The organism is Paenibacillus sp. 01L418 (assembly GCF_056400045.1).
In genome coordinates, this window is record NZ_JBFTSN010000040.1 from 19,471 (window position 1) to 32,840 (window position 13,370).

At 41.1% G+C, this 13,370-nt stretch carries 13 protein-coding genes; all 13 read left to right on the top strand.

The genetic code is table 11. From position 1 onward, the window contains the following. The first annotated feature begins 306 nt into the window (after positions 1-306). The 13 genes from AC1DSE_RS08375 (at position 307) to AC1DSE_RS08435 (ending at position 12,927) form a co-directional block, all read left to right on the top strand. Positions 307-1,425 carry a stalk domain-containing protein gene (locus AC1DSE_RS08375; RefSeq protein ID WP_477512247.1) on the top strand — a complete coding sequence of 373 codons (1,119 nt, stop codon included), beginning with the start codon at positions 307-309 and terminating at the stop codon, positions 1,423-1,425. A 64-nt stretch (positions 1,426-1,489) separates the two neighbouring features. Continuing rightward, positions 1,490-2,653: a stalk domain-containing protein gene (locus AC1DSE_RS08380; protein ID WP_477512248.1), complete on the top strand. Its 1,164-nt coding sequence runs from the start codon at positions 1,490-1,492 to the stop codon at positions 2,651-2,653. A gap of 580 nt (positions 2,654-3,233) precedes the next feature. Beyond that, complete coding sequence (locus tag AC1DSE_RS08385; RefSeq protein WP_477527580.1) at positions 3,234-3,962, top strand: hypothetical protein; 729 nt, start codon at positions 3,234-3,236, stop codon at positions 3,960-3,962. A gap of 17 nt (positions 3,963-3,979) precedes the next feature. Then, positions 3,980-4,930, top strand: coding sequence for a DNA adenine methylase (locus tag AC1DSE_RS08390; RefSeq protein WP_477512250.1), 951 nt, complete (start codon positions 3,980-3,982; stop codon positions 4,928-4,930). 725 nt (positions 4,931-5,655) lie between these two features. Then, positions 5,656-6,213, top strand: coding sequence for a hypothetical protein (locus AC1DSE_RS08395; RefSeq protein ID WP_477512251.1), 558 nt, complete (start codon positions 5,656-5,658; stop codon positions 6,211-6,213). Between the two features lie 420 nt (positions 6,214-6,633). Further along, positions 6,634-7,320 carry a hypothetical protein gene (locus tag AC1DSE_RS08400; protein ID WP_477512252.1) on the top strand — a complete coding sequence of 229 codons (687 nt, stop codon included), beginning with the start codon at positions 6,634-6,636 and terminating at the stop codon, positions 7,318-7,320. A 38-nt stretch (positions 7,321-7,358) separates the two neighbouring features. Beyond that, positions 7,359-8,246, top strand: coding sequence for a hypothetical protein (locus AC1DSE_RS08405; RefSeq protein ID WP_477512253.1), 888 nt, complete (start codon positions 7,359-7,361; stop codon positions 8,244-8,246). Positions 8,247-8,580: 334 nt separating this feature from the next. Further along, the gene (locus tag AC1DSE_RS08410) at positions 8,581-9,195 is read left to right on the top strand and encodes a recombinase family protein (protein WP_477512254.1); all 615 of its coding nucleotides are present in this window, start codon (positions 8,581-8,583) and stop codon (positions 9,193-9,195) included. A gap of 332 nt (positions 9,196-9,527) precedes the next feature. Then, entirely contained in the window at positions 9,528-9,929 is a 402-nt protein-coding gene (locus AC1DSE_RS08415; RefSeq protein WP_477512255.1) for a recombinase family protein, read from the top strand. A gap of 170 nt (positions 9,930-10,099) precedes the next feature. Then, a complete protein-coding gene (locus AC1DSE_RS08420; RefSeq protein WP_477512256.1) occupies positions 10,100-10,312 on the top strand; it encodes a helix-turn-helix domain-containing protein in 213 nt (70 codons plus the stop codon). A gap of 69 nt (positions 10,313-10,381) precedes the next feature. Further along, entirely contained in the window at positions 10,382-11,494 is a 1,113-nt protein-coding gene (locus tag AC1DSE_RS08425) for a site-specific integrase (RefSeq protein ID WP_477512257.1), read from the top strand. 157 nt (positions 11,495-11,651) lie between these two features. Continuing rightward, entirely contained in the window at positions 11,652-12,110 is a 459-nt protein-coding gene (locus tag AC1DSE_RS08430; RefSeq protein ID WP_477512258.1) for a hypothetical protein, read from the top strand. Then, a complete protein-coding gene (locus AC1DSE_RS08435) occupies positions 12,097-12,927 on the top strand; it encodes a hypothetical protein (RefSeq protein WP_477512259.1) in 831 nt (276 codons plus the stop codon). Before AC1DSE_RS08430 ends, AC1DSE_RS08435 begins: the two co-directional genes overlap by 14 nt. The last annotated feature ends 443 nt before the right edge of the window (positions 12,928-13,370 follow it).

Sequence of the window (13,370 nt, forward strand, 5' to 3'; positions counted from 1 at the left end):
ACATTTAGAATGTCCGTCAATATGGTTATGTAGAACATCCGTTCTATGTAAATGGTGCTTTTCTGTTCCTTAATGGCTTTGCTAGTTATTTTCTGGAATATAAGCGACATCGAACGATTCAACACATTGGGGTAGATATAAAACATAGAGAAGCCAGAGTATGCGAAAAATCAAACTGAGTAGTACGGAGAAAATGTTGAGCGGAAGTTGAACTGAAACGCTTTCCTCCTTCTTTCTGTCCACTCCACTCGACTTGTAGTATTCGCACCGCCACAGTAACCATAAATTTATCGGAGGTAATTAGTCATGGTGAAAGTAAGAAAGCTCTCGTTAGTAATCAGTGCAGCTCTTATAGCTTCCACAATAGCGACAGGCGGTACAGTTTCCGCCAAAGGCAACGGGGATGCGGTAAGCTTCCTCTCCGCAACACAGTCGTACAAGGATGTTAACGTCACGATAGATGGCAAGCTACAACAGTTTGACCAGTCTGCAATCATCAAAAACGGTAGCACTCTTGTTCCTTTAAGGGGTGTGTTTGAAGCATTAAAGGCTGAGGTTGCATGGGATCAAGCAACTAAAACAGTAACGGCAACAAAAGGTTCAACCGTCATTGTACTGACAATCGGTAAATCAACAGCCACTGTTGACGGTAAGCAAGTAGCTCTTTCAGCTAAAGCTGAGGTGATCAATGGTTCAACTATGATTCCCTTACGATTCGTAGCCGAAGCCCTTGGAGCGAAGGTTGGTTGGGATGCATCTACCAATACTGCAGTAATCACGAGCAAGGGTGCGACTACTGAGTTACAAACAGTCAATGGCATCAAGGTACTCTACGGTAAGCACACATATGGTTCCAAGAACCAGAAAGAGTACGACATGGTAATGGAGATTGTTAATAAGAAAGTAGCGACTATTGACTCTGTTCCGCTTGATGTAAGTGGACGCTATGAGCAAGAATTCAACGACTATCTGTATAAGGGTGACCGAGCAGAAAATTATCCTGAAGGATCATACGAGTATAGGGGACTAAAACTTGCAAACGTGAAATTCGGACCACTTCTAGCTGCTGGGTTAACTGTTGATGAAGTTGTCCAAGCGTATAAAACTTCATTAATGGCAGCTTCTTTCATGGGCGATGTCACAAATCCGAGAAATGGTTCACCTAAGTCAGCATATGATAACTTAGTTAATAAGATAAGCGACTGCGATAGTGATGCCTATGTTTACTCTGCGGTATTTGACGCTATGGGGTATAATTCAGCAGTCATAGCGAGTACTAATCATGCCGAAGTAATAGTTAAACTTGGTGATACTTGGTACGGAACTATGGGTGGCGATTTCGGTAAAATAAGTGTAGCTAAGGCTTTAAAGGATGGGGCGCACATGTTGTCTCAACCAACTTACGGTTCAGAGCTTAAAAAGTAGTGTTAACTGTTTCAAACTATCATTCTATGTAATTCTATTCATCATAAATTCGGAGGTAACAGTCATGGGTAATAGCAGCAGTCGTAGGGCAAGCAGGCTCTCTGTTTTAGTCAGTGCAGCAATGGTCGGTGCTGTTTTAGTAGCAGGTGGTACAGTCTCGGCAAAGAGTTCAGGGCATAAGTTGACCATTCTCTCTGCCACTCAAGAAGGGAAGTTGGTCAACGTCACCATAGACGGAGCACTTCAAAGGTTGGACCAGTCTGCAATCGTCAAGAATGGTAGCACTCTTGTTCCGCTTCGTGGGGTATTCGAGGCTTTGAAGGCTGACGTTAAGTGGGATCAGAAGACCCAAACGGTAACCGCAACAAAAGGTTCTTCTATAATCGTACTTACAATCGGTAAGTCAACAGCCACAGTTAATGGCAAGATCGTGACTTTATCTGCTAAAGCTGAGATCATCAATGGATCAACGATGGTGCCATTGCGCTTTATTGCAGAGGCATTGGGTGCAAAAGTTGAATGGGATGCAGGAACTTATACTGCTTTAATCTCCAGTAGTGGGGGTAGCAATGTAGTAACGCCACCTACGAAGCCAGTTGAAGAGAGTGCAGTAGTGAATGGTATTAAGGTTCTCTACGGCAAGCATACATACGGCTCTAAGAACCAGAACGAGTATGACTATGTAATGAAAGTCGTCAATGAGAAGATCGCAACCATTGATACTGTTAAGCTTGATCCAGGTGGAAAGTACGAAGATCTATATGAAGCTTACCTTTATAAAGGAGAAACAGCTGACAAATACTCTTATGGTTCTAGGGAGCATAGAGGTTTAACCTTAGCACATGGATTATTCTCCCCTTTATTAGAGGGAGGCTTGGCAGTAGATGAGGCTGTTCACGCCTACAAAACATCGTTAATGGCATCTTCTTTCATGGGAGATGTAACAAACCCGAGAAATGGTTCTCCCAAATCAGCGTTCGACAATTTGTACAACAAGATAAGCGACTGTGACTCAGATGCACAGGTTTACTCCAGTGTGTTCGATGCAATGGGGTATAACTCAGCTATTGTTGCAGGTACAAATCATGCTGATGTGGTTGTTAAGATAGGGGATTTCTGGTATGGGACTATGAGTGGAGAGTTCCATGAAACTAACATCAAGGAACTACTGAAAGATGGTAAGACTATGTTGGTTCAACCTACGTATGGTGCAAATTTCAAGAAGTAGAAATTTCTCAAACTGAGACAGTGTCCTTAAACAGGCACTGTCTTTTTATTTTGCCACAATATTAGTGATTTCTTAAATGACAAAGATGGGAACTATAAGATATAAGTTACTGACCTAGATTATGCTCTCCTAGCTGAAAGTGATCAGTTTCTATATGATCTAAAGTATGTCGGTATGCTTCTCCCAATAAAAAGGTGAGTTAATTTTTCTGGTATGTATATTTAATTGGCTTGGTTCACTACGAGAGCGGAAATAGTCGTTATTATAGCAATTCAGCTGATTTTCATGGTGTTGGCTCGGTGCACCGTTTTCACTATCCCCCGAGTTCTGCTTCCTATAAGGGGTAGATTTTAGTGCAAACTAATCGGCTTATTCTTGACTGTATAAGGCTAGACGCACTTGGCGTGAAGGCGACTCGAAGGTAGGGGCGTGTTTTTTGTTTATTAAACCATGTTGTATCTGCAGAAAAATATGGATTCCCAGATGTATTGTACTTTGATAGAATGGTATCAGAACATGTATATTATGTAGCTTCCTGTCCAATCAGGGGATAATAAGTCATCTTGAGAGGGGTTTATATATGTTAACAGTAGTTAAGGAGCGCCGTAGCGCTAACGTTCAGCCCAAGGAAATGATAAATCCAGTTGAGAATCTATGGTCGGTCGAGTTGTTGTATGGCAAGCACCATGCCTATACCGAACTTACATATGCGGTTAATTTCACCACCAAGCTCGAAGGTGGTGCATCGAAATGCTTTTTAGTAATAGACCTACTGGAAAAGTTCGAGGAGTATCTGAGAGATCTTAATGTCTTCGGTGCGCTTGAAAGATCTGAGTTCCATGCGGTCATCGATTACATAAAGTATTTGAAGGTTAACGGTATCTTTAAGCGTGTGCCAAATCTGCTCAGCGAGCTGGAGGGTTCGTCTGGTAAAGAAGAGAGTCTAGAGTTATTCGAGGCGCTCGAGGATGGTATCTTGTCCGATCTGGATGCATTCCCATCAATCAGCAGCGATGCCTATCAGCATGGCGTTAGCGCTGGGGTAGTCCTGGACACCGAACAGTACATCGAAAAATACGGTATGAATGTGGTTGGTGTAACAGCTGAATTTTTGTATKAAGCTTTATCGTTGGATGGTAGCACCAAGAATGTTCGCCTTCAAGAGATCGTTAGGGGTTGGAAGTCTGAGGGTCAGTTGTTGGTAAAAAATAAGCAGGCACGCTTGCAGGAGCCTATAAAGCCTAATCTTAGCTCGAAAGAGGTCAAGCGCTTCTATATCTTCAAGATTGATGGTCTTGGTCTTGTGTAGTCTCGTGGAGGGGTACAATGGCAGTATCTAATAAATCGTGGAGTTTAAGGTACGGCATCGAACATCCAACTTCATTAATTAGTTATATAGGCGGTAAATCTGCCCTAATTCCAAACATAATTCCTATCATCCAATTCTGCCAAGTTGCGTATGGCCTACAGAGTTTCTACGAACTATGCGGTGGGGGTGCGAGGATGCTCTTAAATCTCCCGCCTAATCTATTTCCACATCGAGTATACAATGATATGGACAGGGGCTTATGTAACTTGTTTGCTTGTCTTGGTGATAGACAATATTTATATGATCTTATGGCATTGCTAGAGGACTTGGGGGTTGGCGAGGATGTTTTTCTTCGTGCCAAATCTGCTAGAGAGTTTGAGTCTCGTATGTTGGCGCAGGGACGCACTGAATGCGAGTTAGACATGGTGACCTCAGCGGCATACATGTTCATCGTTGCAATGCAGTCAAGGGCAGCTGATTGCTCGACATTTGATTCCAGCAGGGTATCAATTCGAAGTAGGCTCAGTGCTTACTTTAAACGAGTTCGTCAACTCCATCAGTTCTATTCCACTTTATGTGATGTAGAGGTGACTCATGGTAGCTGTCTTGAATGGCTGGATGTACTCAGGGGGCGAGATGATGTATTTATATACCTCGATCCGCCATATGCACCCGAATCTATGAAGTTGACTGATCATTATGGGGATCGTTCTTGGTCTAGTATCGATCATGACCTCCTAGTTAATAAGTTATTAGCATCGAATGCGAAAGTGGCTCTCTCAGGATATGACAATGAGTACTACGCTCGGCTTGTTGAAGCTGGCTGGCGGAAACTGTTTTTAAAGACGGTATTCGTTTCCTCGAGCGCCAAGATTGGGCGCTATAATAATGAGTATCTATGGGTAAATTTTGAAGTCTCCGAATCTCTACTAAGTCAGGTTTGTGAAATTGATTATAGTATTTCTTAGTCCTTGAACTGGTTTTAGAACTGCTGAGAATAGTTACATAGACTGGAGTTGCTGGCTCTAGAGCCAGTATAGGTGGCTCCAGTGCCACCTAAAACCTTCAATACCACCAGAACCACTAAGTTGTGCTTTTTGCGATGTCATATGCGGGGGGCACATTTTTCATTTTCTTCTGCAGTTAGGTTGAACTTACGCATATTACGGATGATACATAATATAGTCTCAAGGCAAGGATTACTCGATTCGGAAGTATTAAATTACGACAACATAATCTTGTAAGATCGGTTAGGTCACCTAAACTCGAGCAACTTGCTTTTCCCCCCACACTTATTCCACTTTCAATCCGCTCTCTTTAAGCTCCCATAAGTACAGTCCTACCGTAGCGCCTGCTATCAAATTCTAGATTTCGCTCGCCTAGCTTCATTGCAGGGAATAATTAAAGACACAGTTACTTCTCATGCACTCGCTATGGCAAGGCATTGGTAAATCCCAGAGTTAAGAAGCGTATTCTGATTGTTTAATGGTCTGCCTGAGATAGAAATGCAAAAAACAGTCGGTCAATGGGGCAGTCTGCACATCGTTTTCTGCTTGTATGCCTTGAGGGGTATCGCATAGAGTAGGACTTCATTTCTTCTGTTTGAGATTTTTATAATTTTGGATTTGATTACAGACCTCCTGTATAAGTGTGTGTCTAAGCACGTTTATTCGATATAGAGGAGGGTTTTTCAGTGCGTAAGATTAGAAGGGATTTCGACCGCAAGGTGTTAGTTCGGCAATTAGTAGCCACAGGGGTAGAGTTTCAATTGTGTGTTTTCCATGCGAAGGTTCGGGACAAGGGGCTTTTAATCTCTTGTTGTGGTTTAGTATTTTCGTATTTCTTAGAGTTCTACGAGGGCAAGTGGGATGCGGCTGGTAACTTCTATTTACGTTATCATGCTTCTGAGGATTGGGAGTTGGTTTATGATGGCTTTTGGTTCTATCCACACAACGGCTTGAGCAAGGAGAAGGGCAAGAACATTCGTTTCAAAGGAGAGTATCCTCCATTTGATCGTTCGCTGTCATTGGGTAGGCATGTGATCACGTTTGTTTGCTTCAATGAAGATGGTTTAGATGTTCTGCATACGCTGGGTAGAGATCGCACAGCCATGCTCCGTTGTTTAGACGAGAATCGAGGAAATTTCGCTTATGATAATTTCGAGGTGCAATGGTATAGAACTAAACCGGAAGCCCTCGCTCTTCGTTTAGAGTATCTCGCTCGGAAAAAGCACCGTCTTCGCCGCCGTTGATATCGATTCTAAATAATTTGAACGAGACAGTATGATTGCAGTTGAGGCAGTTCTGCACCCAGACTTTCTTTTTGTTATGAGGGGTATTGCATTACATGGAAACTTTTTATCGGCATGAGTTTTTACTACAGACGATTTTACTCTGAGTATAACTGCGGAAATTCTTTCAGGGTTTTAATTTCACGAGTTTCCTGCAGGGTGGAATGGCTGGTGGACACTGGCTTCTCCGCAAAATAAAAAAATATGAAGATAAAAGAGGGTGATTTATTCAGGGTTTTCTCGGTTTTTGGGTTTGGGTTTTTCAGGGTTTTCAGGGTTAGGTCGCATCATGGAGTGAGTTAGATCGTAGTGTTGTTTCTTCGGGTCTTTGATGTTCTTGGGGTAACAAAAGGGTTTGCTTTCTTGAAGGGGGTTTTGGCGATGTTGCTTAGTAAGGAATTGGTTGAGGAGGTCAAGGAGACCTCGGAACGGTTAGCAGCATTAGGATTGAATTCGGAAGATCTTGATAAGGAAAGGATCGATTTGCTAATCAGAATGGTCGACTACATGAAGAGCCTAGTCTGGTTGTCGAGAAGCAGCTCGAGAAAGAAGTGGGTAGACTTTCTTTCAAGCGGTTATTCCTACCGCAATACTGCTGAAATACATGGAGTTACCATCAAATCGCTGTATGATTCTATCGGGTACGCTGATAAACTACTAAAAAAACGAATCGGTAATGCCTTTGTACTGTTGCAGTCGGGTGACATCTCTGGTGCAGAACGTGAATTCGCTATCGGTACTGGTAGCTGCCCATCGGCAATCTTCGTTCGTGAAGTAGAGGATCGGTTTAAACCAGTCTTTAATGCTGGGGTAGACTTGAGCAATTGCGAGAAGGAACTGCGATTCCTGTCTCGCTTTACACGAAGACACTTCACAATGGTAATGGACTCGTTGGATAGGCAGAAGCTAGAGCATTTGCTGTACATCCTTCTAGAAAATGACCGTTGCTATATGACGGAACGTGGTTATTTCTTCCGTTGTCTAGAAGGTGAGTTAGAGCCTGCTGAGGCTTTAGTTCATTTGCATGATAATTACGTTTATGCCGCACCGAAACTGTCTGTTGATTAGCAGCAGTTGTAAATATACCAATGTTGAGGAGTGATCGTATGGTCGTCAAATTAAATTCACATCCATCTAGCTTCGCTTATAAAGGCGCAGAAGTGTTCATGCCTGGGGTATGCGTTGGTAATCAACTCCATGGTTATTTAATGGGTAAGGGGGTTGAACTTGATCGTATTTTCAAGTTTAACTGCCCACATCTGTATCCGCTGATTGCTTCTGAGGCTGTCAGTAGTTTGGGGTTGAATGGGTATCCTATTGATAGCTGGATCGCTAAATGGCAAGCAGTTTTCTTAGCGAAGGAGGGTATCCATTTGCCTGCTGGTTTTGTAAATGATCTTCGTGAATCTCTTGTTAGCTCTTATTTGTTATCATCCATTCTTTGTGTTGCAGAGGTGAAGTCGGGTGGGCAGTGGGAGTATCTTCTAGTTACCAAGAGTCCTGAGATTCTAATGGCACATGAGTCTAGGTTGACTCCTGCGACTCGGAGTAAGGGGTTTGATCGATTTACCCAACAGCTTTCGACTTCTTACAAGGAGTTGAGTAGCGGTTCTTATGCCACAGTTCGAATGTTTGCGGATGTGGATGGTATCGTTCTTAGCAAGAGGACTTTAGGGACAAGCAGTTCGAGGCACTTGTTTCCCTATTATGCGGTGAACCGCTTTGCTTTACGATTCAAAGACATTCTAAGCCGTCAAAAAGTGCGCTTAACCTATCGTGATGCAGAGGGTTTATGTCCTCCATTAGTAACGACTCTCAACACTACGGTTGTAGCTGCTTGGTTAGGTACGTCACCCTCGGAAGCTGAGTTAGCAAAATGGGCGGATTGGAGCAGCAGTGCTTCTATGGGGTATATGTCGCTTCCTGACCTTTCACAACGTGGTCAGTTTGTATCTGTGCCGATCCTTCACATTGAGAAGATTGAGCGTTGCTAGTGTTTTGTAAACATTGGTTTATGGGRCTTATCTATCACATGCCCTTGTTGGGAGTCTGGGACTCCCGATAAGGGTGTTTTGCTGCAATGGGGACGTATAGGGGATTCCGCAAAACTATTGTTACAGGGAAGACTCCAAAGCCTTTCAAACTTGGACTTTTCGGCGGTATTTTCCTTCCCGATAATATGCCCAATTGCTGAGTCCCAATTCCCTGTCGTTGGGAATTCCATATAACCTGCACATTTCTCTATATCGGGGTATTGGGGAAGCATCTATTTTTATATTTATAGACTTCTTAATCGGGTCTATAAAATGGGGATGGAGTGTGGTTGGGATGAGTTCGAGAGTATGGGGATATGTTCGAATAAGTAAGGTAGACCAGAAGGTAGACCGCCAGATTGATCTTTTAATAAATGAGTATCGTATTCCGAAGGAGGACATTTTTGTAGATACAATCAGTGGCACAAAATTCGAGCGTCCTGCGTTGGATGAACTTCAAAAAGTATTGCGTGAAGGTGATACTGTCGTGGTGGAGTCGCTGAGTAGAGTCTCCAGATCATCGCAGGATTTACTGACTATCCTCGCTGAATGGGACAAATCGAATATAACCTTCATCTCCATTAAGGAGAATTTAGATTTTTCATCAACGACAGGAAAATTGATACTGGCGGTCATGGCAGCTCTCTCACAATTCGAAAGGGACACTCTGCGTGATCGTGTACGTGAAGGGATTGCTTCAGCCAGAGCTAGAGGCAAGATCGGAGGAAAGCCCCGCACGGATAGCAAGACTGTTGCGAAAGCGATTAAGTTATACGATTCGGGTACGCACTCAATCAAGGAAATTTGCGAAATCGCTTCCGTTTCAAAGTCAGTTTTATACAGGGAATTGAAGCTACGGCGTGAACGGTCACTGGTTAAGGGTGAAGATGCTCCCAAAAATGAGAGTTAACTTTCACGTCACTATCATTAATCCTGCGTCGATGACCTTATAAGCAATTTTGGAAGCTTTGTAAAATGGTCTATGCCTTGTTGCGTGTGCAAAGGTTTGTTTAACAGGTGGTATAGATTTTTTGTGAGGACAGATATGGAGAAGACGCTCATTCGTAGCGTTATAGCTCTTATCTGTCCTTTTTATTATGGTATCGACTCCATAGGTATGCATATCTGGCTGGGGTCGGTGAAGCAATAAACATTTGGCAGTCGGCTATGCAGCTGGTTTATAGCTATATCGGTTCTTCGTTAGCGGTTCCGCTAAATACTAATTGAGATGAGGTTATTTGTATGAAGGCTGCTTTGTACGTTTGTGTTTCGCCCAAACAAGATGATTGGAAAGAGTTGCTCGACCACCAGAAATTGCGATTGCGTGAGTATGCTTGTGAAACAGGTTCTGAGGTAGTGGAGGTCTACTATGATTTGTTGGGTGGCAAGGAGGGTCTAGAGGTGCTGGTTGAAGATGCTAAGATGGGCAAGTTTGCTGTTGTAGTGGCGATGAGTTTGGAACAATTGCTTAGGGGTACAGCATTTGCTCAAGAACTTCGCTTGGAACTAATGCTGGGCGACCTTCATCTCGTGACATTGGATGGTTTGGTCGACACTTTTAAAGGTGCCGAGTACTTAATTGGAATGTATGACTGGATATATGCACAGAACGACTGGCGTAACGTCTTTGAAGGATTGTATTAGAATTACAAGTTCGATGGACTATATATAGTTAATTATTTAATAACAAACACAACATATAGACGAATATAAACGAAATGATGAAAAAATTGACTCCCCTCGGAATCCATGTTAATACAACATTAAAAGGAATCTAAGTATATAATTACCAAAAAAGAGAGTGAGGATATAACATGACACAAAATAGCTTGCTTGCTATGAATAATGATCGTAAATGCTACACCGTTTCTGAACTTGCTGAGATCCTTCCTCTTGGTAGAAACTCGCTGTACAAGCTAGTAGGAAGAAGTGATTTTCCAAAGATCACAATCGGTCGCAAAATTCTAATTCCTGCTACAGAATTGGATAAATATATTCAAGACCATTTATACGCTGTAATTGACTAGCGGATAAGTAAAGGGGGCATGCATTTAATTGTGCCCCTATAAAAACACAATTAATGAGGAGAGAAGAATATGCCTGCAAGTATACAAGCGATTAAGGATAAGTTTAGGGTAACATTTGAGCATGGGAAGGATCACAATGGTAAACGTATTCGTACTTATGAAACGGTGGCAACAAAGCAAGAAGCAGATAAGCTGAAGACGGAATTTGAGTACAAGGAACAACGATATTTATTGTCCAGCTTTACTAAAATGAAGCTCTGCGAGCTTCTTGAACACTGGATGGATAATCATGTGAAGTATAACTGTGAAGTCACGACTGCATATGGATATCGGAATGTAATTTCTAAGCACTTGGTACCTTCAATTGGGAATATTGAGGTTCAACAACTACAGCCGCCAAACATTCAAGCTTATTACAAAGCATTAATGGATGAAAAAGGGTTATCTCCTAATACAGTTCACAGGCATCATGCCTTATTGCGAAAAGTTCTGGACTATGCTTTAAAGCAGCAATATGTATCTAGAAATGTGGCAGATGCAGTAGCCCCACCTAAAAAGAAGAAATTCACAGGAAAAACCTACACACAAGTACAATTAAGGGACTTGCTTAGTAAAGCTAAGGGTACAAAGCTTGAAATTCCTGTCTTCCTCGCTGGTTATTTGGGTTTAAGAAGGGAGGAAATAACAGGATTAAGATGGAATTATGTTGATTTTGATAATCAGCTTATTCATATTGAGGAGGTTAGAACCAGTGCAGGTAATGAGACCGTCATTAAGGCTCCAAAAACAGAAAAAAGTAGAAGAACATTGCATATGGTGGATGAATTACGTGATCTTCTAATTGCACATCGAGATAGTCAAAATGAGCGGAAGGATTTGCTGGGAGACCATTATAATTTATCGGGGTATGTTGTCGTTCGAAATAATGGAAATGCTGCACGAGTGAACACAGTAACAGAGCAATTTAAAGACTTTTTAGAAAAAAACAATTTACCTTCGATTCGATTACACGATCTACGGCATACTTTTTCAAGTATACTCTACTCAGAAGGTGTTGATCTAAAGGCGATATCGGAAGCATTGGGTCACTCTGACATTGGAACAACAAATAGGATTTATACGCATTTATTTGATAAAACACACAAAAGCACGGTTAGTGTCATGAGCAAGGCGTTAATGTAGTTTAGCAAAAGAGCAGTTGACCATATTGGTTTACTGCTTTTTTGCAATGGCTAAGATGAATCGTAAATAATTTTAGTAAATACGATTTTATGTTGAAGGAGATGAATGTAGCGAAACGAATGTATTAATTAGGTAATATAAGAAAGGAGAAACTAAATTGAATAAAACATATGTATTTATTGATTTGATGCCTGTCAATATAGTTAGTGAGGTAATTGAGATAGGATCAGAAATAGAGACTGATCTAGAACCAGTATATAGAGCTACTAAGAACGAAGTTAATTTATGCATGAAGGACTTCAACTGCCAGATAGAAAACGAGATTGGAAATAAAAAAAATGTTGGTAATTATGCTTGTTCTGTGAATCTTGGTGAACTAGGAAAAGAAAATTTGGCAGCTTTATTAGACAGTCTTGAGGGATTGAGAGTGCATAATCCATATGTAGCTGTTGGTAAATTAAAAACAGATACTGGTTTAATACAACGGGACTCAAAAGATCATATAAATTGGTGGATTTTTCGGGACAGCCGGAATGTTATTCATAGCGATTTCAATCATTACATGAGTGTAAAAGAATTCATAGAGGAGCGGGAAGAGGACCATGATTTCAAATGAAAATATAATGTTCCCAAAAGAAGAAAATATCATCGAAATATACGCAAATTATGACAAGCCCATATGCTTTTTATACCTTGATGAAGGGAAACAATACTTAACCACATTATATCAAATGGATGATACTTACGAGGATTGGCTTCTAATATCAGCTGATTCGATCGTATTAGAGATGCTAAAAAACACACGTTTATCACTTTACAGTTTCATTGCTAAATCAGAAACCATTAAAAAAGTTAGAACAAACCCCCTAGATCAAAACAAAGTGATTGAAACTAATGAAGTGGAGTTCTCGCACTTAAATAAAGAATACCTACCCAATATGGATTCGTATTTGAATGGGAGCCAATTATTTAATCTTAAGTATCACATTGATGGATATATTGTTGAAAATTTAATAAAGGATTATCTAAGTGCTCATGAGTTTCATGATAGTCTAATTAGGTTGGAAAATCAGTTTGTTGATCTAACGTTTGTCGATGCCAATAGTCGTACCTTAGTAGAAACGAAATACTATAAGTTCTCAAAAAATGTAGATTTACTCGCAATTATGCAGCACATAATGAGGCTAATTGAGCGATATAAACTTACGGATAATCTATCGACACGTTTAATTTATAATATAGTTCTTAAAAATCTTAATGAAAACCATGCAAACTTAATGTTGAGCATTGAGGCACTCAACAACAATTTATCTGATTTAGGAAGTATTGATATACGGACTTATGATGTTTACAAACTAATTGAACAGCGTTCGGAGAAGTTTAACTTTTCCAAGCGCAAAATAAACGACAGTGATCTTGAGCAAAAGTGCTAAGTTAATATCCAGATGCAGTGTATCCAGTTCATTGCAGTTCCCTCTATCACTTGTGAAAACTATCAGTAACATTAGTTAATCGACCTATGGGGCAGTTTGCCGTGGCAGTTGCTCTGCAATAAGAGTTGGTATCCGAAGTACAGGACTAAGTAAAACGAAATAAAATATTCATATACCATGTCGTGATTCCTGTCCATTTGTGTAGACATGTCGTAGACAAGGCGACTTTAATAGGATAAAACGCTCTAAAATGAGATGGTACGAAATAAAAGATCAAATCGTCAGAAGCCTTGTGTTACGCGATATTTAGGGATAATATAAAACGAAATAAAATGTGTTGAACCATGGCGGACGCTTGTTCAAATCCCCTCGCCTCCACCAATACCATGAAGAAACCCGACCTCGTGAGGTCGGGTTTTTTGATTTTTTAGTCATGTTAAGAG